The 22,976-nt window shown below is 68.2% G+C and carries 21 protein-coding genes; 8 read left to right on the forward strand and 13 right to left on the reverse strand.

What is annotated here, in order from left to right:
• Positions 1–51 precede the first annotated feature (51 nt).
• Positions 52–837, forward strand: coding sequence for an AraC family transcriptional regulator (locus tag APZ15_RS30025; RefSeq protein WP_027791912.1), 786 nt, complete (start codon positions 52–54; stop codon positions 835–837).
• An 80-nt stretch (positions 838–917) separates the two neighbouring features.
• Here the strand turns inward: APZ15_RS30025 and APZ15_RS30030 are convergent, their stop codons facing one another.
• Together APZ15_RS30030 and APZ15_RS30035 are read right to left on the reverse strand one after the other, a co-directional pair.
• On the reverse strand, positions 918–1,676 hold the full coding sequence (locus APZ15_RS30030; RefSeq protein ID WP_027791911.1) for an SDR family oxidoreductase: 759 nt from the start codon (positions 1,674–1,676) through the stop codon (positions 918–920).
• A gap of 127 nt (positions 1,677–1,803) precedes the next feature.
• Entirely contained in the window at positions 1,804–2,748 is a 945-nt protein-coding gene (locus APZ15_RS30035) for a LysR family transcriptional regulator (protein ID WP_027791910.1), read from the reverse strand.
• A 166-nt stretch (positions 2,749–2,914) separates the two neighbouring features.
• Between APZ15_RS30035 and APZ15_RS30040 the strand changes: the two genes are divergently transcribed.
• Positions 2,915–4,129: an FAD-dependent oxidoreductase gene (locus tag APZ15_RS30040; RefSeq protein WP_027791909.1), complete on the forward strand. Its 1,215-nt coding sequence runs from the start codon at positions 2,915–2,917 to the stop codon at positions 4,127–4,129.
• Positions 4,130–4,252: 123 nt separating this feature from the next.
• Here APZ15_RS30040 and APZ15_RS30045 read toward each other — a convergent pair whose 3' ends face one another.
• On the reverse strand, positions 4,253–5,185 hold the full coding sequence (locus APZ15_RS30045; protein ID WP_027791908.1) for an alpha/beta hydrolase: 933 nt from the start codon (positions 5,183–5,185) through the stop codon (positions 4,253–4,255).
• A 61-nt stretch (positions 5,186–5,246) separates the two neighbouring features.
• Positions 5,247–6,344: an OpgC domain-containing protein gene (locus APZ15_RS30050; RefSeq protein WP_027791907.1), complete on the reverse strand. Its 1,098-nt coding sequence runs from the start codon at positions 6,342–6,344 to the stop codon at positions 5,247–5,249.
• 380 nt (positions 6,345–6,724) lie between these two features.
• Between APZ15_RS30050 and APZ15_RS30055 the strand changes: the two genes are divergently transcribed.
• Positions 6,725–7,879 carry a porin gene (locus APZ15_RS30055; RefSeq protein WP_027791906.1) on the forward strand — a complete coding sequence of 385 codons (1,155 nt, stop codon included), beginning with the start codon at positions 6,725–6,727 and terminating at the stop codon, positions 7,877–7,879.
• A 43-nt stretch (positions 7,880–7,922) separates the two neighbouring features.
• On the opposite strand, the gene APZ15_RS30060 is transcribed toward APZ15_RS30055, so the two are convergent.
• Positions 7,923–8,834 (reverse strand): LysR family transcriptional regulator, encoded by a 912-nt coding sequence (locus tag APZ15_RS30060; protein WP_027791905.1) that lies wholly within the window; start codon positions 8,832–8,834, stop codon positions 7,923–7,925.
• 138 nt (positions 8,835–8,972) lie between these two features.
• On the opposite strand from APZ15_RS30060, the gene APZ15_RS30065 reads away from it, so the two are divergent.
• Both APZ15_RS30065 and APZ15_RS30070 read left to right on the forward strand, forming a co-directional pair.
• Positions 8,973–9,989, forward strand: coding sequence for an aldo/keto reductase (locus tag APZ15_RS30065; protein ID WP_027791904.1), 1,017 nt, complete (start codon positions 8,973–8,975; stop codon positions 9,987–9,989).
• 211 nt (positions 9,990–10,200) lie between these two features.
• Entirely contained in the window at positions 10,201–10,941 is a 741-nt protein-coding gene (locus APZ15_RS30070; protein WP_027791903.1) for a sulfite exporter TauE/SafE family protein, read from the forward strand.
• An 82-nt stretch (positions 10,942–11,023) separates the two neighbouring features.
• Here the strand turns inward: APZ15_RS30070 and APZ15_RS30075 are convergent, their stop codons facing one another.
• Complete coding sequence (locus tag APZ15_RS30075) at positions 11,024–13,222, reverse strand: hypothetical protein (protein WP_027791902.1); 2,199 nt, start codon at positions 13,220–13,222, stop codon at positions 11,024–11,026.
• 481 nt (positions 13,223–13,703) lie between these two features.
• The gene (locus APZ15_RS30080; RefSeq protein ID WP_027791901.1) at positions 13,704–14,600 is read right to left on the reverse strand and encodes a LysR substrate-binding domain-containing protein; all 897 of its coding nucleotides are present in this window, start codon (positions 14,598–14,600) and stop codon (positions 13,704–13,706) included.
• 522 nt (positions 14,601–15,122) lie between these two features.
• Here APZ15_RS30080 and APZ15_RS30085 point away from each other — a divergent pair.
• The 3 genes from APZ15_RS30085 (at position 15,123) to APZ15_RS30095 (ending at position 18,119) form a co-directional block, all read left to right on the forward strand.
• Positions 15,123–15,983: a peptidoglycan DD-metalloendopeptidase family protein gene (locus APZ15_RS30085; RefSeq protein ID WP_027791900.1), complete on the forward strand. Its 861-nt coding sequence runs from the start codon at positions 15,123–15,125 to the stop codon at positions 15,981–15,983.
• Between the two features lie 219 nt (positions 15,984–16,202).
• Positions 16,203–17,102, forward strand: coding sequence for a class A beta-lactamase (gene bla / locus APZ15_RS30090; protein ID WP_027791899.1), 900 nt, complete (start codon positions 16,203–16,205; stop codon positions 17,100–17,102).
• Positions 17,103–17,246: 144 nt separating this feature from the next.
• Entirely contained in the window at positions 17,247–18,119 is an 873-nt protein-coding gene (locus tag APZ15_RS30095) for a LysR substrate-binding domain-containing protein (RefSeq protein WP_027791898.1), read from the forward strand.
• Between the two features lie 66 nt (positions 18,120–18,185).
• Here APZ15_RS30095 and APZ15_RS30100 read toward each other — a convergent pair whose 3' ends face one another.
• From APZ15_RS30100 to APZ15_RS30125, 6 genes are all read right to left on the reverse strand, one after another.
• Positions 18,186–18,521 carry a hypothetical protein gene (locus APZ15_RS30100; protein WP_027791897.1) on the reverse strand — a complete coding sequence of 112 codons (336 nt, stop codon included), beginning with the start codon at positions 18,519–18,521 and terminating at the stop codon, positions 18,186–18,188.
• Positions 18,522–18,847: 326 nt separating this feature from the next.
• Positions 18,848–19,102, reverse strand: a complete 255-nt coding sequence (locus APZ15_RS30105) for a GlsB/YeaQ/YmgE family stress response membrane protein (RefSeq protein WP_027791896.1) — start codon at positions 19,100–19,102, stop codon at positions 18,848–18,850.
• A 129-nt stretch (positions 19,103–19,231) separates the two neighbouring features.
• Positions 19,232–20,008, reverse strand: a complete 777-nt coding sequence (locus APZ15_RS30110; protein WP_027791895.1) for an ABC transporter ATP-binding protein — start codon at positions 20,006–20,008, stop codon at positions 19,232–19,234.
• The gene (locus APZ15_RS30115) at positions 20,005–20,919 is read right to left on the reverse strand and encodes an ABC transporter ATP-binding protein (RefSeq protein WP_027791894.1); all 915 of its coding nucleotides are present in this window, start codon (positions 20,917–20,919) and stop codon (positions 20,005–20,007) included. The genes APZ15_RS30110 and APZ15_RS30115 overlap by 4 nt, the downstream gene beginning before the upstream one ends.
• A 1-nt stretch (position 20,920) precedes the next feature.
• Entirely contained in the window at positions 20,921–21,835 is a 915-nt protein-coding gene (gene nikC, locus APZ15_RS30120) for a nickel transporter permease (RefSeq protein WP_027791893.1), read from the reverse strand.
• 67 nt (positions 21,836–21,902) lie between these two features.
• Positions 21,903–22,973: an ABC transporter permease gene (locus APZ15_RS30125; RefSeq protein ID WP_027791892.1), complete on the reverse strand. Its 1,071-nt coding sequence runs from the start codon at positions 22,971–22,973 to the stop codon at positions 21,903–21,905.
• Positions 22,974–22,976: the final 3 nt, after the last annotated feature.

The following is a 22,976-nucleotide window of genomic DNA, read 5'->3' on the forward strand; positions in this document are numbered from 1 at the left end:
GAATTTGGTGAATTTGAAATATCATGGCGCACTTCCTTTCGAACGTCTCCGATGAAGGCCTTCCTGCTCAAGCGCTATCCGCTGGCGCGAGTGCCGCTGCCGCGCCAGGTGGCCGCGACTCTCGTGAACTACCGTCAAGGCGAACGCGTGGCTTGGCATCAGCATCGCCATGGCCAGCTGGTCTTTGCAGCGAAGGGCGTCGTCCGCGTGCTCACGCCGGCCCGCACATGGACGCTCCCGCCGTCGCGGGCGGTGTGGCTGCCGTCGGACGTCGATCACGAACTGCACGCGGTGGGTGACACCGCGCTATGCAGCGTCTATGTGGAACCCGAAGTGTTTCCGTGGCCTTGGGAGGAGCCGGCGGTCATCGCCGTGTCGGCGTTGCTGCGGGAACTCGCGCTCACGGTGGTCGACGGGGCGGATACCTATACGGCCACGAGCCGTGCCGGGCTCGCCGCGTCGTTGCTGATGAAAGTGCTCGCGGAAACGCCGAGCCTCGCCGAGCCGGGTGTGCCCTTGCCGCGCGACGAGCGCCTGCTCAAGCTGTGCGAGCACATGATGAACGACCCCGCGAGCGATCTCACGCTGGACTTCTGGGGCGAGCAATTCGGCGCGAGCGGCCGTACGCTCGCGCGCCGGCTGCATGCCGAGACGGGGCTGACGTTCGTGGCCTGGCGGCAGCAGATGCGTGTCGCGGAAGCGATCACGCGCCTCGCGCTCGGCCAGTCGGTTGCGCAGGTGGCAAAAGATCTCGGGTATCGCAGCGCGAGCGCGTTCATCGTCATGTTCCGACGGATCACGGGCGAATCGCCGCAGCGATATCTCGCAGCGAGCTGAGCGCGCATGATTCGGGCCGGCCCGGCGATGCAGCGCCGCGGACGCAGGCGGCCCGAACGGGATTCGATGTCGCCGCGCGCTTATCCCCGCCCGACGAACGGCATGGCCGTCGCCATGATCGTCATGTTCAGGATGTTGGTATCCAGCGGCAGGTTCGCCATCTGGACGATCGCGTTCGCGACGTGCGTGACGTCCATGCGCGCTTCGGGCGCGAGGCTGCCGTCGGCTTGCGGGACGCCTTGCGTCATTCGTTCCGTCAGCGACGTCGCGGCGTTGCCGATGTCGATCTGGCCGCACGCGATGTTGTACCGGCGGCCGTCGAGCGCCAGCGCCTTGGTGATTCCGGTCACCGCATGCTTGGTGGCCGTGTACGCAATCGTATCGGGACGCGGCGCATGCGCCGAGATCGAGCCGTTGTTGATGATTCGGCCGCCCTGCGGCGTTTGCGCTTTCATCACGCGCCATGCGGCCCGTGCGCACAGAAAGACGCCGGTCAGGTTCGTCGCGACGACGCTGTTCCACAGATCGAATTCATATTCGTCGAGGGAAACCGCGGGCGCGTTGCGGCCGGCATTGTTGAACAGCACGTCGAGCCGGCCGAACTGCCGCGCGATCTGCGCAAACGCGTGGTCGACCGATGCTTCGTCGGTGACGTCCACAGGAAACACGTGCGCGTCGCCGCCGGCGGCGCGGATTGCGTCCTGCGTTTCGCGCAACGAGGCCTCCGTGCGACCGAGCAGCGCGACGGTGAATCCCGCCTGGGCGAGCGCGACGGCCGCTGCGCGACCGATGCCGGAGCCGGCGCCCGTGACGGCTGCGAATTTCTTCGAGACAGACATGGCTTGATTTCCTGCTGGTTGAAAGAAGGCGAGGCGGCCGATGACCGGGATCATCGCCGCATCCGGCAATGTAGTCGAAATGCGCGGTGCGCATGTCCGGGCGACATCGCAACGCACGTTCGGCTGACTACTTCGTCCGGCCGGGCGCGGCCTTTCGTGCCCGCGTGCCGGTCTGCGCAAACAGATCGACCACCACGTCGCGCAGCCACCGGTTCCCCTCGTCCTGGTTGACCCGTGCATGCCAGAGCATGTGAATCGGCGTCCCCGGCAGCGCGACGGGCAGTGCGCGCCAGCCCAGCGAAAACGGTGCGGCGAGCTGCTGCGCGAGATGCTCGGGCACCGTCGCGATCAGGTCGGTGCGCTGCAGGATGTAGCCGACGCTCATGAAATGCGGCACCGTCAGCCGCACCTGGCGCGCCACGCGGCGGCGCTTCAGCCATTCGTCCACCTGCCCGTGACCGGTGCCGGCCGACACCACGACCAGATGTTCGGCATTGCGCCACGCGTCGACCGTCAGCGGCGCGTCCTCGAGCGGATGCCCCCGCCGGAACAGGCACACATAACGCTGATCGAACAGCCGGCGCTGATAGAAGCCGCCCTTGAGCTGCGGCAGCAGGCCGATCGCGAGATCGACGCGGCCGTCGGCCATTTCGTCGCCGAGGTTGATGCTCGTGTTGCGCACGGTATTGAGCGCGATGCCCGGCGCCGCTTGCGACAGGTGTTCGAGCAGCGCGGGCAGGAACACGACTTCGCCGATGTCGGTCATGCCGATCGTCAGCGTGCGCGTGGCGCGCAGCGGATCGAAACCGGTCTCGGGATTGAGCGCAGCGTGCAGGGTCGCGAGCGCGTGCGACACGGGTTCCGCCAGGCGCAGCGCGAACGGCGTCGGCACCACGCCGCCCGGCCCGCGCACGAACAGCGGATCGCCGAGCCGGCGGCGCAGCTTCGCGAGCGCGTTGCTCACGCCCGGCTGGCTCATGTTCATCTGCTCGGCGACGCTCGACACGCGCCGTTCCTGCATCAGCCGCTGGAAAAGCAGCAGCAGGTTGAGATCGATATCGCTCAGTTCCATGGGTTTTGCCTCGCCATGTTCATTGCATCCAGTGATGATGCAGATTCATTTCATTTTATTGTGGAATGAAAGTCGGCTCCCGAGAATACCGATACGGCCCATGCAATCGGCATGGCCGCTGCGCACGTCGCACACCCCACATCGGAATATCGGAGACACCTTCATCATGCAGACGAACCTGAAGATTGCGATCGTCGGCGCCGGAATCGGCGGGCTGACGCTCGCGCTCGCGCTGCGCGAGCACGGCATCGATGCGCAGATCTACGAACAGACGGAGGTGCTGCGCGAAGTCGGCGCGGCCGTCGCGCTGTCGGCCAATGCGACGCGCTTCTACGAACGCATGGGCCTGCGTGCGGCCTTCGACGCGGTGTGCGCGGACATTCCGGGGCTCGTCTATCGCGACGGCCGCAGCGGTGCGGTGATCGGCCATCACCGCGGCGAGCCCGACTATCGCCGGCAATTCGGCGGCGCGTACTGGGGCGTGCATCGCGCGGATCTGCAGGCCCTGCTGTCGAAGGCGGTCGGCCTCGACAGCATCCATCTCGGCCACCGGTTGACCGATCTCGTGCAGCACGCCGATCGCGTCACGCTGGCATTCGACAACGGCGTGCGCATCGACGCCGATCTCGTGGTCGGCGCGGACGGCGCGCGCTCGATCACGCGGCGCTGGATGCTCGGCTACGACGATGCGCTGTATTCGGGCTGTTCGGGGTTTCGCGGCGTGGTGCCGGCCGCGCGGCTGAGCCTGCTGCCCGATCCCGCAACGCTGCAGTACTGGATCGGGCCGCACGGGCACCTGCTGCACTATCCGATCGGCGACGGCGGCGACCAGAATTTCCTGCTGGTCGAGCGTCATCCGTCACCGTGGCCGTCGCGCGACTGGGTGATGCCGTCGGAAGAGGGCGAGCAACTGCGTGTATTCAGGGACTGGCATCCGGCGGTGGTGCAGATGATCACCGTGGTGCCGATCAGCCAGCGCTGGGGGTTGTTCCATCGGCCGCCGCTCGGCCGCTGGAGCCGCGGGCGCGTGACGCTGATCGGCGACGCCGCGCATGCGCTGGTGCCGCACCACGGGCAGGGCGCGAACCAGTCGATCGAGGATGCGGTGGTGCTGGCGGCGCAACTGGCGAAGGCCGGGCCGGGCAACTGGCGAGAGGCGCAGGAAGCGTACGAGCGGCTGCGTCGCGGCCGCACGCGCAAGGTACAGTACGCATCGATTTCCGTGGCCGATGTGCTGCACCTGCCCGACGGGCCGGCCGCGCAGGCGCGCAATGCGCGTCTGGCCGAGCGCGACAGCGTGCTGCATCACCTGGACTGGATTCATGATTTCGATGCGCTCAGCGGGGAGCCGGACGAGCGGCAGGGCGGCACGTGGCTTTGAGCCCGCCGTCAGGCCCGGGCGCGCCGGGACGGCGTGCGCAGCGGATGGGACAGGGCGACGGCCTGCGGCCGGCCGGTCACCGTCGGGCCGGGTGAAGACGAGCGGGGTAGCGCCCGCCCGCGATCACTTCACGCACTCGAGCGCGTACTTCAGTCCCGGCCCGAGCAGCCCGCGCCATACGTCCCACGTATGCCCGCCGTCGACGATGCGCAGTTCGGCGGGGTTCTGCGCGCGGCGCAGGTGCGTGTACAGCACGCTCGATTCGGCCTGGATGGTCAGGTCGTCGTCGCCGGCCGCGATGAACATCGGGATGCGCCAGCTGCGCGCGAAATAGCCGCGCATCAGCGTCGGGTAGTTGAGTTCGTGCCACACGCGCGGGTCGAACTGCCGGTCGCCGAACACGCCGACGTAGCGCGCGGCGGAATTGAGCGGCGGTTCGTTCGCGTAGATCGCGGGGCTCAGCAGCATCGCGCCGCAGAACAGCCCCGGTTCGAGCAGCGAGAAGCGCAGCGCGCCGAACCCGCCCATCGACACGCCGCCTATCGCACGGCCCGCGCGCTGGTTCGACACCGCGAAGTGCGCTTCGACTTCGGGCAGCAGGTCGTTGAGGAACGCGCTCTGCATCTTCTCCTTGCGGTCGACGTACCAGTCGGTGCCGCCCTGCGGCATCACGATCACGACGGGCGGAATCTCGCGGCGCTCGATCAGCGTGTCGGCGGTGGCCTGCAGCCGGCCCTGCGTGACCCAGTCGTTCGCGTTGCCGGCATTGCCGTGCAGCAGGTACATCACCGGGTAGCGCGCGCCTTCCGGGTTGTAGCCGGGCGGCAGGTAGACCGTGTACGACCAGTCGCGCTTCAGCGACGCCGACCGGAACGTGCGCAGCACGACGCTGCTGCCCGGATTGAGCGCGGGCTCCTGGGCGGCCGACGGGGTCGTCGCGGTCTGGACGGCGGGCGGCGGCGCGGGCGATACCGCCGGCGCGGGCGGCGTGGCGCGGGCGGCGGCGATGGAGCCGGCGATCAGGGCGAGGGCGAACGGAAGGGCGAGTCGGCGCATGTCGAATCGTTTCAGGAGAGGCGCCGGCTATCGTAGCAGCGGCGCATGACGGCGCGGCGCGTCATCGCCGCGATCGGAACGGCAGCCGCGCGACGAGCGGCCCGTAGAGTTTGGCGACGAGATACAGCAGGCCGATCGCGACGACGTCGGCGGTCAGCCCGAGTTTCACGTCGAGATAGCCCTCGGTCGCCTGGTAAAGCAGCGAATCGACCGCGAGCGAGATGCCGGTGCCCGCGACGAAGCACAGCAGCCCCTGCCGGCCGATCGTGCCGATCCACGGCATCGCGTGCGCGACCTTCTTCATCCAGCCGAGGTGGACGAGCTTGGCCGCGAGCCACGCGATCGCGAGGAAGTTCGCGAGCCGCAGCGCGCCGAGGTTCTGCTTGATCGACGGATCGGTCGGGAACGGTTCGATGCGCAGCCGGTAATACGCGCCGGCCGCGACGATCGCGAGCGACACGGCCGTCAGCAGCCAGCCCTGCGGCTTGGGCGCGAGCGTCTGGTAGACGGGCTGGCAGCGCGCGATCACGCCGAGCACGAACAGGAACTGCCACGCGAACGGGTTGAAGTCCCACGGCGCGCCTTCGACGGTCGGCAGGAAGCGCGCGACATGCGGCGCCGCGAACCACAGCGAGCCGCTGAACGCGAGCAGCAGCCACGGCTGCGTGCGTGCGAGCGGCAGCGTGAGCGGGACGAGCAGCGCGAAGAACGCGTACATCGGCAGCACCGACGCGAGGTACGGCTGGCGGCGGAACAGCAGGATGTCGCGCAGCGCGGCGAGCGGCTTGTGGAGCAGGCCGTCGAGGTCGTTGGTCGGCATGTTCGGGCCGTCGATCGCGAACGCGTTCAGCACGGCCGTGATCAGCAGCATCAGGCCGGCCGTCACGAGGAACGCACGGTAGATCTCGAACGCGCGCCGGATGAAGCGCTGGCGCGCGGCGGCTTCGTCGTGCCGCTCGGCGAGCGAGTTGTACGCGATCGCGGTCGCGAAGCCGCCGAGGAACACGAACACCTCGGCTGCGTCGCACAGCGCGTACGCGTGCAGCGTCACGCGCGACAGGATGCTGCCGCCGATGTGGTCGACGACGATGACGAGCAGCACGAGGCCGCGAAAGAAATCGAGCTCGGCGTAGCGGCCGGCCCGGGCCGGCGCGGTCATCGGGCCGCCTTCCGGCGCGGGCCGCGTGCGCGGCCGGCACACGCCGCGCATGAATCGGGGTGAAGCATGAATTCGTGAAGAAATGACGAACGGATGCGCATTGTGCCACCGATGCGCCAGGGCTCGGGTTTACGCGGATGGCGGCGCGTCCCGCCGCTGCCGATAAGCCGGGTCAGGCCGTCCGCGCGACGGGGCAGTTGGACGAGCGCAACGTTTTGCGCAGGGTTCACATGCCCCGATGGACGGACGGTTTGCGACGTGACACCATTTTGTCCTCACGCGGCCGCACACCGCGTCGTCCGCCCTGCGGGCCACACCTACAACAGATCGAACATTCGCCGGGCGCGCGACGCGCCCGGCCCCGGCTCCCGAGATTCGTCATGAAGAAGCACGTCATTTTTACCGCCGCGCTGGCTGCTTTCGCCGCGCCGGTCTTCGCCCAGAACAGCGTGACGCTGTACGGTGTGATCGACGAAGGCTTCAACTACACGAACAACGTGAATGTGAATGGGGTCGGAAAGTCGAATTACCAGCTCGCGAGCGGCTATGCGCAGGGCAGCCGCTGGGGCCTGAAGGGCAGCGAGGATCTCGGCGGCGGGCTGAAGGCGATCTTCACGCTGGAAAACGGTTTTGACGTCAACAACGGCCGGCTCGGGCAGGGCGGCCGCATGTTCGGCCGCCAGGCGTTCGTCGGGCTCTCCGAGTCGCGTTTCGGCACGCTGACTTTCGGCCGCCAGTACGACTCGGTCGTCGATTATCTGGCGCCGCTCACGGCCAACGGCAACTGGGGCGGCACGCTGTTCTCGCACCCGTTCGACAACGACAACACGGACAACTCGTTCCGCGTCAACAACACGGTCAAGTATGCGAGCGCCGACTGGAACGGCCTGACGTTCGGCGGCACGTACAGCTTCAGCAACAGCACCGGCTTCTCGAACAACCGGCAGTACAGCCTCGGTGCGCAGTATTCGCTGGCCGGGCTGCAGGTCGCGGCTGCGTACCTGCAGGCGAACAACCCGGGTGTCGGCAGCGCGGGCGCGATCACCGCGGATGACGCGAACTTCGTCGCCGACCGCCTGCGGATCTTCGGCGGCGGCGTCAACTACACGTTCGGCCCGGCCACGGTCGGTTTCGTCTATACGAAGACGGACGTGAAGAATCCGGTATCGACGGTCTACCTGCCGGCTTCGACGTTCGCCGGCCTCGGGCTGACCGCGACGAAGTTCCAGAACTTCGAGATCAACGGCAAGTACCAGCTCACGCCGGATTTCTATCTCGGCGCGCAGTACGTGTACACGGACGGCAAGTTCGACGCCGCGGCCGGATCGTTCAAGCCGAAGTACCACACGGTCGGCCTGATGGCCGACTACAGCCTGTCGAAACGCACCGACGTTTACTTGCAGGGCGCATGGCAGAAGGTTGCCGGCGACAAGACCGGCACCGCGGCCGACGGCGGCTACGTGGTCGGGACGGACGGCCCGTCGGCGTCGTCGAACCAGTTCGCGGTGCGCGCCGCGATCCGCCACAAGTTCTGAGCGTTTCGACCGGCCGGGGCCGGTGCCCCGGCCCCAGCCCGCGTCAGCCCGCCCGGTACGGGCCGCCGAGCGTCTCCGCGAGCCAGTCGACGAAGATCCGCACGCGCGGCGCGAGATGCCGCCCGGTCGGAAACACCACCGACACGGGCAGCGGCTCGGCATTCCATTCCGGCAGCACCTCGACCAGCGAGCCGTCCGCCAGCAGCGGCCCGAGCCCTTCGCGCGGCGCCTGGATCAGCCCGAGGCCCGCAAGACAGCACGCGAGATACGCCTGCGAGCTGTTGACCGACACGACGCTGCGCATCTTGACCGCATGCAGTTCGCCCGTATCCATGTCCGCATACTCCCAGTCCAGCTCACGGCCCGTTCGGCTCGAGAAAAAGCCGACCGCGACGTGGTCCGGCAGCTCGTCCGGCGAGCGCGGCGTGCCGTGGCGCGCCAGATACGCGGGCGCCGCGCAGTTGATCTGCGCGAGCTCGCCGATGCGCCGCGCGACGAGCGACGTGTCGGACATCGTGCCGACCCGCACCGCGCAGTCGATGCCGTCGGCGACGAGATCGACGAAGCGGTCGGTCGTGCCGATCACGACGCGCAGGTCGGGGTAGCGGGCGTGGAAATCCGGTAGCGCCGGAATCATCTGGTTCACCGCGAAGCGCTCGGGCAGGTCGACGCGGATCGCGCCGCGCGGCGTCGCGCCGGCGTCCTCGAACAGCGTTTCCGCATCGTCGAGATCGGCCAGCAACCGCATGCAGCGCTCGTAGTAGGTCGCCCCCTCGGCCGTCAGCGCGACGCGCCGCGTCGTGCGCTGCAGCAGGCGGACCTTCAGGTGCTTTTCCAGATACTGGACGGCGTTGCTGACCGTCGGGCGCGGCAGTTGCAACTGCTCGGCCGCTTTCGTGAAGCTGCCGAGATGGGCGACGCGCGCAAAGATGCGCATTGCATGCAGATGATCCATGCGGGGCGGGGGTGTGGGCGGATGGACAGGCTCCATTGTTAATCAGCGTCGAATGGTTTGGTGGAGTGTTTCGCATTTATCGTGCGTCGCGATGCGCCCAGAATCCGGCCTGTTGATTCATCACTCGAGGAAACGGACATGGAGATGCGTGAACTGGGCCGGTCGGGCCCGCGGGTATCGGCGCTCGCGCTGGGCTGCATGGGGATGTCGGACTTCTACGGGCCGGCCGATCGCGCCGAGAGCATCGCGACGCTGCACGCGGCGCTCGACCACGGCATCACGATGCTCGACACCGGCGATTTCTACGGAATGGGCGACAACGAGATGCTGATCCGCGATGCGCTGCGCGGCCGGGCACGCGACCAGGTGCTGATCAGCGTGAAATTCGGCGCGCTGCGCGATCCGGCCGGCGGGTTTGCGGGCTACGACGCGCGGCCGGCGGCGATCCGCAACTTCGTCGCGTACTCGCTGAAACGGCTCGGCACCGACTACATCGACATCTACCGGCCGGCGCGCGTCGATCCGGCGGTGCCGATCGAGGAGACGATCGGCGCGATCGCCGATCTCGTGAAGGCCGGGTACGTGCGCCATGTCGGCCTGTCGGAAGCCGGCGTCGACACGATCCGCCGCGCGGCGGCCGTCGCGCCGATCTCCGACCTGCAGATCGAACATTCGCTGCTGTCGCGCGGTATCGAGGCCGGGATCCTGCCCGCGTGCCGCGAACTCGGGATCGGCGTGACGGCCTACGGCGTGCTGTCGCGCGGGCTGCTCGGCGGGCGCTGGAGCACGGCGCGGCAGGGCGAGCGCGATTTCCGCGCGGCGAGCCCGCGCTTCCAGGGCGAGAACCTCGCGCACAACCTCGCGCTCGTCGACGCGCTGCGTGCCATCGCCGACGAGAAGGGCAGCAATCCCGCGCAGGTCGCGATCGCGTGGGTGCTGTCGCGCGGCGGCGATATCGTGCCGCTGATCGGCGCGCGCAAGCGCACGCAGCTTCAGGACGCGCTGCAGGCGGTCGAGATGCAACTAACGGTCGATGACATCATGCGCATCGAAGCGGCGGTTCCCGCCGGGGCGGCTGCCGGTGAGCGTTATCCGGCCGCACAGATGGCTCACCTCGACAGCGAGCAGGGACGGGGGACATTTCACGGGGACTGATCGGCCGGGCCGGTAGCCGGCGCACGCGACCTGCGTTGAACGAAGGCAGGTGTGTGCCGGGCGGCGGCGGCGCGGTGTGCGAATGTGCGCGCGCGCCGGCCGCGCCGGCGCCGCGCGGCAGGCCCGAGCCAGCCTCAGGCAAAGCCAGATGGCGGGCGGCGCGATCGGGGTTCACCATCGGCGCCGTACTCATCCGGACGGAATGCCTTTCATGCACATTCATACGCTGACGATCGTCGCGGTGGTTTTCCTGCTGGCCGGCGCGGTCAAGGGAATGATCGGGCTCGGCCTGCCGACCATCGCGATGGGCTTGCTGACGCTCGCGATGCCGCCGTCGGCCGCCGCGAGCCTGCTGCTCGTGCCGTCGTTCATCACCAACGTGTGGCAGTTGTGGCTCGGCCCGTCGTTCGGGCCGCTGCTGCGCCGGCTGTGGCCGCTGCTCGCCGGTCTGACGATCGGCACGCTGACGGGCGGGCTGCCCGCGCTCGCGGCCGGCAGCACCTGGACGCATGCGGCGCTCGGCGTGGTGCTGATCCTCTACGGGCTGTGGGGGCTCGCCGCCGCGCGGCTGCCCGCGCCGGGGCGCCACGAAAAATGGCTGTCGGCCGTGGTCGGCTACCTGACGGGTGTCGTGACGGCCTCGACCGGCGTGTTCGTCGTGCCGGCCGTGCCGTACCTGCAGGCGCTGCGGCTGTCGAAGGACGACCTGATCCAGGCGCTCGGGCTGTCGTTCACCGCGTCGACGATCGTGCTCGGCCTGCAGTTGCGCGTGACGGGTGCGCTGGAGACGGTCGATCTCGGCGTGTCGGCGCTCGCGCTCGTGCCGGCGCTGGCGGGTATGGCCGGCGGGCAGTATGCGCGGCGCGTGATGAGCGAGAAGGTCTTCAAGCGCTGCTTCTTCGTCGGGCTGATCGCGCTCGGCGCGTACATGGCGGCTTCGGGGTGGCGGTGAGCGGGCCCGCTGTCCGTGACGATCCCGAAGCCGGTTGTCGAAACCGGCTTCGGGCGCATTCACAGGGCGCGGGTCACACCGCTCAGGCAGGATCGGCGTACTTCAGCGTCCACCCGAACGTCCGGGTCGCGCCCGCGCCGAGTGCGAACGGCTTCGTCGTGCACGCGAAGTTCGAATGCAACTGGCCGATCGGCGTCGTCGACAGCGGATTCGTCGTGCCGTTCACCGTATCGAAGGCGGACAGCGCGCAGTTGTCGAACCCGGTCGCCGCATAGCCGGTCGCGGGGCTGTTCGCGTACGTGACCGACACGCCGTCGCCGTTGGCCTGCGTCGAGGCGAAATCCGCGAACGACGTGAAGTCCGTTTCGACCGACAGGTTGCCGGTGAGCGTGCCGGTGCTCAGCGTGTCGCTGCGCGCCACCGAGCCGTGCGCGAACGTCAGCACCGTATGCACCTGGAGATCGAGATCCGTCGTGTACGCCGCGTTCTTCGATGCGAGCCGGAACTTCGCGGTATCGAACGACACGATCACCTGCCCGTTGCCTTGCTGGACATTCAGGTTCCTGTAGTACGTGACGGGAATGTAGGTCTTGCCGTTGTACGACACCTGCGGAATCAGCAACGCGTAGCCGAGATCGGTCGTGCCGTAGGTCAGCTTGTCGGAGGACGGCACCGGGTAGTACGGCGTGAACGAGTTGTAGTCGGGCGCCTGGCTGAGGTTCAGGTTGATCACGCGCCGGCCGTCGCGCACGGTCACCAGCGCCGCGCTGTACGGATGCGCGGGGTCGTTCGGCCGGTTGTACCAGGTGAGCGTGTAGCGCGGGAGCGCGTCGAGCCATGCGTTGTAGTCGGCGTCGGCCATCGGTGCCTTGCCGCCGAAGCCGAGCTTGTTCCACCACGCGTTCACGTACAGGTACTGGTGCAGCAGGCTGAAGTTCTCGCCCATCACGCGCGGCTTGCCGCGATACGCGTCTGTGCCGCGACCCTTGACCCACATGTTCACCGAGGGCGTCGGCAGCGACGGGTCGTACCAGAACGTGTCGAAGCGATGCGCCGCCTTCGTGATGAACGCGTATGCGACCTGCTTCTCCTGGTCGGACAGCACGCCGGCGTTGGCCGCGGCCGTCAGCACTTCCATGAACGCGGAATCGCCGTACGGGCCGATCGAGCGGCCGTAGTTGAAGCCTTCGCCGTCGCCGTTCAGCTGCGGCAGGATCAGGTCGACGGACTTGCGCAGATACCCCTTCAGTTCCGGCGTGAAATTCGCTTCGTTGCCCATCTCGAACGTGCGCTCGGTCACTTCGCCGATCAGCAGCGTGCTGTAGCGGTCGAAGCGCGCCTGGTCGTAGTAGGTCGTGTGCGTGTTCGACGCTTCGTCCGAGAACCCGCCCGACGAGTCGTTGCGGATATGGTTCGTGAGCGTGTACAGCAGCGCGTCGCGCGCGCCCATCGTCGCGACCGACGGATCGGTCTTCGACGCGAACGACGGGCTGCCCCAGCCGAGCTTCTGGCGCAGCCCGGCGATTCCGTAGGACACCGCATAGTAGTTCTGCGCGGTGTTGAGCGACGCGATGTCGATCGGCGTGCCGGCGGCCGGGCACGTATCGACCTTGCCGCTCGCGTCGGGGCCGAACATGTCGCAGAACCGCAGCCGCTGCTGCAGCGTCGCGAGCATCGCGTCGCTGAATACTTCGTTGAGCATCCCGTGCGCCTGCAGGTTGTTCAGCGCGACGAGATAGTAGTACTCGCCCCACGACGTGTTCGCATACGTATAGTTGCCGCCCGACTGCGCCATCATCGCGGTCGTGATCTTCTGGTAGGTCGCGAGGTAGCTCGCGTATTGCGGATCGTTCTTCGACTTCATGTCGATCAGGATGTACGACAGGCCGAGCGCGAGCTTGCCGGGCAGGAATTTGTCGCCGGTGTTCGTGTCGAGCACGTGGACGGGCGTGCCGTCACCGAGATCCATCACGACCTGCGTGAAGTCGGGCGACTTCCGGATCAGGTCGAACAGCGCGCGCATCTGGCCCATCATCGTGATCGGCGTATCCGTGCCGGCCGGCACGCGCGTGTCGGCCGCGCCGTAGACGAGCGCCTGCAGCGAGTTCGCCGCGAGCGCGGAGGCGGGCGGCGACGTCGGCGTCGAGTTCGACGGCGGGGACGACGGCGGGGACGACGAAGACGGCGGATCGGTGATGTCGTTGCCGCCGCAGGCACTGACGAACAGGACGGAAAGGGCGCTGAGCGCGGCGCCGAGCGCGAATCTGCTGCGCGGATGCATTGTGTCTCCAGTCTTGAATAGTGATGAGGGACGGGCGGGGGTGGCCGTCGCCGCGCTCGATGCCCGTGCCTGGCGCCGCCTTGCAACCCTGATCCCTGAAGACGGACGGCCTGAATCACCACTCGAGCGGGCAAGCGTTCTCCCTGCGCGGGCCGTGGCCGGCGTCGCGCGGATGCATTGGAAAACGTTTTCCAAATTTAGGCATCGAGCGGCGTGATGTCAATGAACTTTCACGTCGAACGCGCCGGGAAAAACCCGGATGGCGGGGTACGAGGAAATGGAGCGACAGATTGGAATGCCGCAAAAATTACGGGGATTTCTTTCGGTCGTGACGAGGTGAAGCGCGGGAGGTCGATGCGGACGCGGCGAGCAGAGAGACTATCCGGCGACATATGCGCGCCGGATTTCGAGAGAAAACGTTATCCATAAGGATCGAAGCGAATCGTGCATACATCGCGGCATCGACCGCGATCGACGCGCGTCACCTTGGCGCGGTTTCGCCGGACAGGAACGCGACGAATTCGCGCGTGTACTTCGGCAGCGCGTCGAACGACCGCGCGCACAGCTTCAGGCGGCGGTGGCTCCATGGATCGGACAGCTCGACGAGCCGCACGTCCATTGTCTGCATCGCCCGTTCGGCCGCATGGCGCGACACGATGCCGATGCCCACGCCGCTGGCGATCACGCGGCAGATCGCATCGAAGCTCTTCAACTGCACGCGGTAGCGGATCCGCTTGCCGAGCGCGCGTGCCTGGTCGGCGAGATGCACCTGCAGTGCGCTGCCGTCGGTGAGGCCGATGAAGTCGGCGTCGGCGATCGTGTCGAATGCGACCTTGTCGTGTGACGCGAGCGGGTGCGCGGCCGGCACGACGACGATCAGCCAGTCCTCGCGGAACGGCTTCTGTTCGAGCCCGCCGAGGCCGACCGAATCGGCGACGATGCCGACCTCGGCCGTCTTGTTGCGGATCGCATGCACGATCTCCTGGCTCGAGCGCTCCTCGACGCTGATCGACAGCTTCGGATGATGCGGCAGGTAGTCGGCCAGCGCGTCGGGCAGGTATTCGCTCAGCGACGCCGTGTTGCACAGCAGCCGGATATGCCCGCGCAGCCCCTGGCCGTATTGCTGCAGTTCGCCGCGCATGTGGTCGATCTGCTGCAGCACGGTGCGCGCGTGGTGTTCGAGCGCGCGGCCTGCGTCGGTGGCCTGCGCGCCCGACTTGGTCCGGTGCAGCAGCGGTACGCCGAGCTCGTCCTCCATGCCGCGGATGCGCTCGCTCGCGGCCTGCAGCGTGATGTGGGTCCGCTCGGCGCCGCTCGTGATCGTGCCGGCCTCGCAGATGTTCAGGAAGAGCCGCAGGTCGGTCAGGTCGAAGCGCATGATGGGTGGGGGCGATCGCATTGGAATGGCCGATAAGTTAGCAGGGAACCGCGGCCGGGGTCTCAGGCTTAGCCTGAGGCCCGATTCGCCGGTTCCGTATTTTCGGGGCGCGATCGATGACGGATCATGGCCGCACATCAACCGGGGGAGCCTGTCATGCGGATCGATCCGTCGTGGGGAGTGTCGTTCAAGATCGCGCTGCACGTGCTGTTCCTGTGCATCGGCATCGCGTGGGCCTGTTCCGAACTCGCCGCGTGGCTGCGTTGAGCGTCGCGGCGCGCAGCAGTGGCACGCTGCGACACCTATCAAAACGAGCTCGTCATAGTTTTACGAAACGAAAATTCTTCCGTTTCCGCGCGAAAAAACCATCAAGTTTTTCCGAATCGGACCGTATTACCGGTAGCGAATGCCGGCCGGCATCCGGTTCGTGATCGTTTGTCATCATTGTTTTCATCCGGTTACACGTCGGCCGTTCCGTTTTTGAGATGCTTGAAAGATTGTCAAACCGGAGTCGGATCGTCCATGAAATCGCACGAGATTCACCGTCACGCGGCGTGGCTGCCGGGCCTGGCCGCCGTGCTCGTCATGGCCGGTTGTGCAAGCACGCAGTCCGTTCCGCCGAGCGACACGCTGGCGGCACAGTCGTTACCGTCGAGCCCGCCGGCCGTTGCGCCGGCGGCTGCCACCCCGCCTCCCGCGCCGATTCTCGTCGCGCAGAAGTACGTCGTGAAGCGCGGTGACACGCTGACGGGCATCGCGTCCGCGAACGGCTGCAGCATTGCCGACCTGCGCACCTGGAACAAGCTCGGCGCGAACGGCAGGCTGCGCATGGGGCAGGTGCTGCGCATCGTCAGGCAGCAGCCGTTGCCGCCGCCGGGCGCGGCCGGCGTGCAGGTGGCCGCCTCGTCGGCTGCGAGCAATGGCGCGGGGAGCAGCCCGGCATCGGCGCAGGCCACCGCGTCGACCGCGAGCGACCGTCAGGTCGTCAAGGAAACGAAGCGGCATGCAGGCGGTGTCGCGCTCAAGTGGCCCGCCAACGGCAAGATCGTCGACGGGTTCCGGCCGGGGCAGAACCGCGGCATCCAGATCGCCGGCCGGCCGGGCGACCCGGTCCGCGCCGCGGCCGACGGCCGCGTGATGTACGCCGGCACCGGCCTGAACGATTACGGCAGCCTGATCATCGTCCAGCACAACGCGGATTTCCTGACCGCCTATGCGCACAACCGCAAGCTGCTCGTGAAGACGGGCGACATCGTGCGCCAGGGCGACGAGATAGCCGAGATGGGCGACCTCGACAACTCGCGCGTCGCGTTGCTGTTCGAAGTGCGGCGCGACGGCAAGCCGGTCAATCCGATGCCGTACCTGCCTTCGTCGCAAGGGTGAGGCCGGGTCGTTTCGCTGGAACGTGGCGGCGGTCGCTGCTACGCTAGGGCCTGTTCATGCGAGTCCCGTGCTTCGCGCGGGGCCGACGGCCGTCTTTCGGGGATGCGCGGTGAATGCCGCCGCGGGCCGGCCGCCGGCGCGAACGGGGGCGCTTCGTCAAGGCGTGCCCGCGTCGCTTCGTGCCACCGTTTCCGACAGAAGACAGAACACACCTCATCCATGGAACACTCTCCGACACGCCGCTCGCTGTTGCTTGCCGCCGTGGCCGCGCCGTTCGTGGCCGCGTGCACTTCCGCGCCGGTCGCCGACCAGGGGCGCGCCCACGCCGCCCAGGCCGAATTGACCGCGCTCGAGAAGGCGTCGAATGGCCGGCTCGGTGTCGCCGCGCTCGATACGTCGAACGGCGTGCGCATCGCGCACCACGCGCGCGAACGCTTCCCGCTGTGCGGCACGTATGCGGTCGTCGCGGCCGCCGCGATGCTCGCGCGCGGCTCGCTCGACGCGTCGCTGCTGCCGCGCCGGATTCTTTACCGCCGCTATGAAATCGTGTCGGGCTCGCCGGTCACGGAAAGCCACGTCGACACGGGCATGACGATCGAGCAGCTGTGCGTGGCGATGCTGCAGTCGGGCGACAAGGGGGCCGGCAACCTGCTGATGGGCGTGCTGGGCGGCCCGCAGGCCGTCACGTCGTTCGCGCGCGCGAGCGGCGACACGTCGTTCCGCCTCGATCACTGGGAACCCGAACTGACTCACGCGGCGCCCGGCGACGAGCGGGACACGTCGACACCGGTCGCGATGATCGACACGCTGCAGCGGCTGGTGCTCGGCAATACGCTGCCCGAACCGCAGCGCGCGCAACTGACGGAATGGATGGTCGGCGGCGCGCGCGGCGCGACCGGCATCGCGGCGGGCGTGCCGCCCGGCTGGCGCATCGCGGACAAGGCCGGCACGGGCGGTTACGGCACGACGACCGACGTCGCGGTGCTGTGGCCGCCGTCGCGTGCGCCGATCGTGATGGCCGTGTCGTTCACGCAGCCGCAAGCCGCGGCGGCGGCCCGCGCGGACGTCGTCGCGTCGGCGGCGCGCATCGTGGCGGGCGCGCTCACCGCGACGGCCTAGGGCCAGCGCAAGCCCGTTATTAGCGTGAACAGGCCCTAACGCCTCGCGCCTCGCGCAAAACCGGCGTTTGGCTTATCGTGTCGGACAGCGCGCGCCGGAGCCGGCGCGCGGCCCTTTCGCGCCGTTTTTGCGTTTGCCTTCTTCATGCACCGACTTCCGCCCCTGCACGCACTGCAGATCTTCTCGACGGTGGCCCGCCACCGCAGCTTCACCCGCGCGGCCGAGCAGCTGTGCGTCACGCAAGGGGCGGTGAGCCGGCAGATCCAGACGCTCGAGGCGCATTACGGCTTTCCGCTGTTCAAGCGGCATGCGAAGGGCCTCACGCTGACGGCGGAAGGCGAGCAGTTGCTGCCGGTCGTCAACGAGAGCTTTGCGCGGATCGAGGACATCTCGATGAAGCTCACGCGGCAGCGCACCGATCTCGCGCTGAAAGTGCCGACCTGCGTGATGCGCTGGATGCTGCCGCGCATCATGCGCTTCCAGGACGAGCATCCCGATCTCCACGTGCAGATCACGACCGCGTGGCAGCACGTCGTCGATTTCTCGACCGAGCCGTTCGACGCGGCGATCGTCTACGGCACGTCGCCGGGCGCGGGCGTGTTCGCGCTGCCGCTGTTCGACGAGCGGCTGACGCCCGTCTGCGCGCCCGAATTGCGGCAGACGTCGCCGCTCGACTCGGTCGGCGACCTGGTGCGTCACACGTTGCTGCATCCGACCCGCGACCATCGCGACTGGCGCGCCTGGCTCGATTACGCGGGCGAGCGCGGCGTCGATCCCGCGCGCGGGCCGACGTTCGACACGCTCGATCTCGCGACGAACGCGGCGATGCAGGGCTTGGGCGTCGCGGTCGGCGACGTGACGCTCGTCGACGACGACGTCAGCGCGCGCCGGCTCGAACGACCGTTCGACCTCGTGCTCGAGACGGGCGCGCGCTACTTCTTCGTCTATCCCGAGAACATCGGCAACCAGCAGAAGATCCGCGCGTTCAGCGACTGGATCGCGCGCCACCGCGACTGAGCGGCGCCGCGCGCGTTCACCGAACCGGCGTGCGGAACCCGCCGGGCGTCGCGCCGGCGAGCGGCTTCACTGGTATGTCACGACCGCGATCATCGGTGCGTGATTGTTGCCGGGACGGCTCGGTAAAACGATTGCGCGCGAGGCCTGAGTAAAGGTCGTGGTCTTGATCGCCTGCTGGCTCGCCGCGTCGACGAACGCGATCTGGCCGGTTGCCGGGCGCGGACAGTCGGCGCGTACGCGCCCATTGGCGAGATCGGGCGTATCGAGCGCGAACGAGCAGGGCGGCTCGACGATCATGCCGGAGAAGTGGATGATGCCGGACGCGCCGGCGGCGAAGGACGAGGAAGTGGCCAGAAGCGAGGCAGCCAGGGCGAACGAGGCGGCGATATGGCGGTGCTTCATGACAGGCTCCATATAGGAAGCGCGTCGCAGCGGGGCCGCTCGGGTGGCAGTCCGTCAACGCCGCGATGCTGTATGCGTAAACGGCAAAACCATTGGGCCTCTTGAATGAAAAAATCGAAATAATGACTATAGGCAAACGATTGCGAATTGCTTGAATCAATGTAGGCCGAATCTGCGCAATCGCAAGTCAGGGAAAAGCCGGGGGGATAAGATCGAACGGCGAACGGTCGTCGCGACCGTTGTGCGGGCAACGGCCTTGCGCCGTCCGGAAAGCAAAACGCCGCTCGTCTCGAGCGGCGTTTTGCGTTGGGGCGAAGATGCGCCGTTCAGTTCATGCGCTTGCGTACCGCGCCGACGATCACGAGCAGCACGATCGCGCCGACGATCGACGCGATCCAGCCCGCGCCCTGGCCCGGCGAGTACCAGCCGGCGGCGCGGCCGACGTAGCCGGCGATCAGCGAGCCGACGATGCCGAGCACGGCGGTCATCAGGATGCCCATCTTGTCGTCGCCGGGCTTGAGCGCGCGGGCGAGGAGGCCGACGATGAGCCCGACGACCAGGGTTTCGATGAATTGCAGCATGAACGCCTCCCTATTGCGGTTGAGCTGTTGACGAAACGAAGTTGACCCGTGCGGCGCACAAGGGTTCCATGCGGCGGCAAGCCGGCGCGTGGCGTGCCGAGTATCGCATGGCGGCGCGACGTGCGGATGTCACGCGGCCGGCGCGCCCGGCGCAGGCTCGAGACGACGATAGCCTTCGGTTGCATTCAGCAGCGTGCGCGTATAGTCGCGCGCCACCTGCCCGGCGCGCACGTCCTCGATCCGGAGCTGCTCGACGATCTCGCCCTGCTGCATCACGGCGACGCGCTGGCACAGGAAGCCGATCACCGCGAGGTTGTGGCTGACGAGGATCATCGTCAGGTTGCGTTCGCGATGCAGGCGGCGCAGCAGGTTCAGGATCTCGGCCTGCACCGACACGTCGAGCGCGGACGTCGGTTCGTCGAGCAGCAGCACGCGCGGCTCGACGATCAGCGCGCGCGCGATCGCGACGCGCTGCCGCTGGCCGCCCGACAACTGGTGCGGATAACGAAACCGGAACGCGGGGCCGAGGCCGACCTCGGACAGCGCGCGGGCGATGCGCGCATCGGTGTCGCTCATGCCGTGGATCGACAGCGGTTCGCGCAGCGTCTGGTCGACCGTGAAGCGCGGATGCAGCGACGCGTACGGGTCCTGGAACACCATCTGGACGTGGCGGCGAAACGCACGATCGGGCGTGCCGCCGACCGGCCGGCCGTCGATCGACAGGCTGCCGGACGCGAGCGGCACGAGGCCCGTCAGCGCGCGCAGCAGCGTCGACTTGCCGGAACCCGATTCGCCGACGAGCCCGAACACCTCGCCGTCGCGCACCGCGAAGCTCGCGTCGCGCACGGCGTCGACGTGACCCGTGCGGGTCGGGAAACGGATCGATGCGTGATCGACGTCGATCATCGTGCGGCCTCCTGTCGATCGGCGGGCGTGCCGGCGGGCGGCGCGGGTTCGAGCCACGCCGGATCGCGCCGCAGCACGGGCAGTTCGTCCGGCGGGTTCGCGAGCGGCGGGTTCGCCGCGAGCAGCCCGCGCGTATAGGGATGGGAAGCGTTGCGCAGGTCGCGCGCGGCGCAGGTTTCGACCACGCGGCCCGCGTACATCACCGCGACGCGATCGCAGAACGACATCACGAGCGGCAGGTCGTGGCTGATGAACATCAGGCCCGTGTCGTGGCGCGCGATCATCGCGTCGAGCACCGCGAGCACCTGCATCGACACGGCGACGTCGAGCGCGGAGGTCGGCTCGTCGGCGATCAGCAGGCGCGGGCCGGTCGACACCATCATCGCGATCATCACGCGCTGGCCCATGCCGCCCGACAGCTCGTGCGGATACGCATCGGCGACGCGCGCCGGGTCGCGGATCTGCACGGCCGCGAGTGCATCGACGATCCGCTCGCGCAGCGCGCGGCCGCGCAGCCCGGGTTCGTGCAGCCGGAACGCTTCGCCCATCTGCTTGGCGACCGTCATCACCGGGTTCAGCGAATATTTCGGGTCCTGCAGGATCATGCCCATCTGGCTGCCGCACAGCCGCCGGCGTTCGCGCGGCGACATCGCGAGCAGGTCGTGGCCCGCGAAGCGCATCGTGCGCGCCGACCAGCGCGCGGCGTCGGGCAGCAGGCCGAGCAGCGCGCGGCCCGTCAGCGATTTGCCGGAGCCCGATTCGCCGACGATGCCGAGGCGTTCGCCGGGCGCGAGCGTCAGCGACAGGTCGCGCACGGCATCGGTGACGGTGCCGTCGTGCCCGCGAAAGCCGATCTTCAGGCCGTCGATCTCGCACAGCGGCGCGGGCGTGGGGGCGGGGTTCATCGGCATGTCACGCTCCATGGCGGGGATCGAAGACATCGCGCAGCCCGTCGCCGAGCAGGTTGAACGCGAGGCTCACGAGCAGGATCGCGCAGCCGGGCAGCGTCGCGACCCACCACGCGTCGAGCAGCACGTTGCGGCCCGACGCGACCATGAAGCCCCACTCGGGGCTCGGCGGCTGTGCGCCGAGGCCGAGGAAGCCGAGGCCCGCGACGGTCAGGATGATGCCGGCCATGTCGAGCGTCGCGCGCACGATCACCGACGACATGCACAGCGGCACGATGTAGCGCAGCAGGATGCGCGGGCCCGACGCGCCCTGCAGGCGGGCGGCGTGGATGAAGTCGGCCTGCGCGATGCGGATCGTCTCCGCGCGCGCGAGCCGCGCATATGCGGGCCACGCGGTGATCGAGATCGCGACGACCGCGTTGATCACGCCGGGCCCGAGCGCGGCCGCGAATGCGAGCGCGAGCACGATCTTCGGGAACGCGAGCGCGATGTCGGTGATGCGCATCAGCACGCTGTCGACGAAGCCGCCGCAATAGCCGGCCGTCGTGCCGATCGCGAGGCCGATCGGCACGACGATCACGACGACGAGCAGCGCAATGCCGAGCGTGAGGCGCGAACCGGCGATCAGCCGCGAAAGGATGTCGCGGCCGAGCTGGTCGGTGCCGAGCCAGTGCGACGGCGAGCCGGGCGGCAGCAGCCGGTCGGACAGCACCTGGCGCAGCGGATCGTGCGGCATGATCAGCGGGCCGACGATCGCGACGACGATCAGCGCGACGAGGATCGCGAGCCCGAACAGGTTGAGCGGGTTGCCGGCGAAACGGCGCCAGCGGCGATACGCGAGGCCGAGTGCGGCCTGCGAACGCGAGGCGGGTGCGTCGGACAGCAGCCACGCGCGCAGCGTGAGACGCTCGGCGTTCATGGTTGGACGACCTTCGGCATGGGCGATGAAAGAAGCAGGGTGGAAGCGGTCATGTCGTGTCGGCGCCTCAGCGCGCACGCGGATCGAACACGCGGTACAGCGCGTCGGTCAGCAGGTTGACGGTGATGAACATCGCGCCGATCACGAGCGTCGCGCCGAGCACCGCGTTCATGTCGGCGTTCAGCAGCGCGCCGGTCAGGTACGAGCCGAGCCCCGGCCACGCGAACACGATCTCGGTCAGCACCGAGCCTTCGAGCAGGTTGCTGTACGTGAGCGCGATCACGGTGAGCAGCGGCACCGCGATGTTGCCGAACGCATGCCGCCAGATCACGCGGCGCTCCGGCAAGCCCTTCGCGCGCGCGGTGACGATGTATTCCTGGCTCAACTGGTCGAGCATGAACGAGCGCGTCATGCGGCTGAGATACGCGACCGAGTAGTAGCCGAGGATCGCGGCCGGCAGCGCGATGTGCGACACCGCGTTGCGGAACACGTCCCATTCGCCCGCGAGCGCCGCGTCGATCAGCAGGCTGCCGGTGCGCGGATCGACCATCCCGTCGTACACGGGATCGAGCCGGCCCGGCCCGCCGACCCAGTGCAGCCGCGCATAGAACAGCAGCAGCCCCATCAGCCCGAGCCAGAACACCGGCACCGAATTGCCGATCAGCCCGACGAAGCGCGCGATATGATCGATCGGACGGTTGTGCTTCACGGCAGCCGCGACGCCGAGCGGCACGCCGATCGCGATGCCGATCAGCGTCGCGATCGTCGCCAGTTCGAGCGTGGCCGGGAATACGCGCTTGATGTCGTCGAGCACGGGGTTTGCGGTCAGCAGCGACATGCCGAGATGGCCGTGCAGTACATCGCGCGCATAGATCAGGAATTGCGTGACGAGCGGCTTGTCGAGCCCGAGCGCGATGCGTTCGGCCGCATATGCCTCGGCCGACGCACGATCGCCGAGGATCGCGAGCACGGGGTCGATCGGCACCTTGCGGCCGATCACGAACGTCAGCGCGAGCAGCCCCGCGAACGTGACGGCGAGCGTGAGCGTCCAGCGCAGCACGCGCAGTGCCCAGCGCACGGCCGGGCGCCGCGCGGGCAGCGTGCGCAGGGCTTCGAGGGAGGAGGCGGGAGTCGACATGCG

Origin of the sequence: Burkholderia cepacia ATCC 25416 (genome assembly GCF_001411495.1) — a bacterium.
Classification (GTDB): domain Bacteria; phylum Pseudomonadota; class Gammaproteobacteria; order Burkholderiales; family Burkholderiaceae; genus Burkholderia; species Burkholderia cepacia.

What these genes read in the sequence shown, in the direction of transcription:
- APZ15_RS30025 (WP_027791912.1), top strand. Translation starts at nt 52, where the DNA reads ATGAAGGCCTTCCTGCTCAAGCGCTATCCGCTGGCGCGAGTGCCGCTG.
- APZ15_RS30030 (WP_027791911.1), bottom strand. Translation starts at nt 1,676, where the DNA reads ATGTCTGTCTCGAAGAAATTCGCAGCCGTCACGGGCGCCGGCTCCGGC.
- APZ15_RS30035 (WP_027791910.1), bottom strand. Translation starts at nt 2,748, where the DNA reads ATGGAACTGAGCGATATCGATCTCAACCTGCTGCTGCTTTTCCAGCGG.
- APZ15_RS30040 (WP_027791909.1), top strand. Translation starts at nt 2,915, where the DNA reads ATGCAGACGAACCTGAAGATTGCGATCGTCGGCGCCGGAATCGGCGGG.
- APZ15_RS30045 (WP_027791908.1), bottom strand. Translation starts at nt 5,185, where the DNA reads ATGCGCCGACTCGCCCTTCCGTTCGCCCTCGCCCTGATCGCCGGCTCC.
- APZ15_RS30050 (WP_027791907.1), bottom strand. Translation starts at nt 6,344, where the DNA reads ATGACCGCGCCGGCCCGGGCCGGCCGCTACGCCGAGCTCGATTTCTTT.
- APZ15_RS30055 (WP_027791906.1), top strand. Translation starts at nt 6,725, where the DNA reads ATGAAGAAGCACGTCATTTTTACCGCCGCGCTGGCTGCTTTCGCCGCG.
- APZ15_RS30060 (WP_027791905.1), bottom strand. Translation starts at nt 8,834, where the DNA reads ATGGATCATCTGCATGCAATGCGCATCTTTGCGCGCGTCGCCCATCTC.
- APZ15_RS30065 (WP_027791904.1), top strand. Translation starts at nt 8,973, where the DNA reads ATGGAGATGCGTGAACTGGGCCGGTCGGGCCCGCGGGTATCGGCGCTC.
- APZ15_RS30070 (WP_027791903.1), top strand. Translation starts at nt 10,201, where the DNA reads ATGCACATTCATACGCTGACGATCGTCGCGGTGGTTTTCCTGCTGGCC.
- APZ15_RS30075 (WP_027791902.1), bottom strand. Translation starts at nt 13,222, where the DNA reads ATGCATCCGCGCAGCAGATTCGCGCTCGGCGCCGCGCTCAGCGCCCTT.
- APZ15_RS30080 (WP_027791901.1), bottom strand. Translation starts at nt 14,600, where the DNA reads ATGCGCTTCGACCTGACCGACCTGCGGCTCTTCCTGAACATCTGCGAG.
- APZ15_RS30085 (WP_027791900.1), top strand. Translation starts at nt 15,123, where the DNA reads ATGAAATCGCACGAGATTCACCGTCACGCGGCGTGGCTGCCGGGCCTG.
- bla (WP_027791899.1), top strand. Translation starts at nt 16,203, where the DNA reads ATGGAACACTCTCCGACACGCCGCTCGCTGTTGCTTGCCGCCGTGGCC.
- APZ15_RS30095 (WP_027791898.1), top strand. Translation starts at nt 17,247, where the DNA reads ATGCACCGACTTCCGCCCCTGCACGCACTGCAGATCTTCTCGACGGTG.
- APZ15_RS30100 (WP_027791897.1), bottom strand. Translation starts at nt 18,521, where the DNA reads ATGAAGCACCGCCATATCGCCGCCTCGTTCGCCCTGGCTGCCTCGCTT.
- APZ15_RS30105 (WP_027791896.1), bottom strand. Translation starts at nt 19,102, where the DNA reads ATGCTGCAATTCATCGAAACCCTGGTCGTCGGGCTCATCGTCGGCCTC.
- APZ15_RS30110 (WP_027791895.1), bottom strand. Translation starts at nt 20,008, where the DNA reads ATGATCGACGTCGATCACGCATCGATCCGTTTCCCGACCCGCACGGGT.
- APZ15_RS30115 (WP_027791894.1), bottom strand. Translation starts at nt 20,919, where the DNA reads ATGCCGATGAACCCCGCCCCCACGCCCGCGCCGCTGTGCGAGATCGAC.
- nikC (WP_027791893.1), bottom strand. Translation starts at nt 21,835, where the DNA reads ATGAACGCCGAGCGTCTCACGCTGCGCGCGTGGCTGCTGTCCGACGCA.
- APZ15_RS30125 (WP_027791892.1), bottom strand. Translation starts at nt 22,973, where the DNA reads ATGTCGACTCCCGCCTCCTCCCTCGAAGCCCTGCGCACGCTGCCCGCG.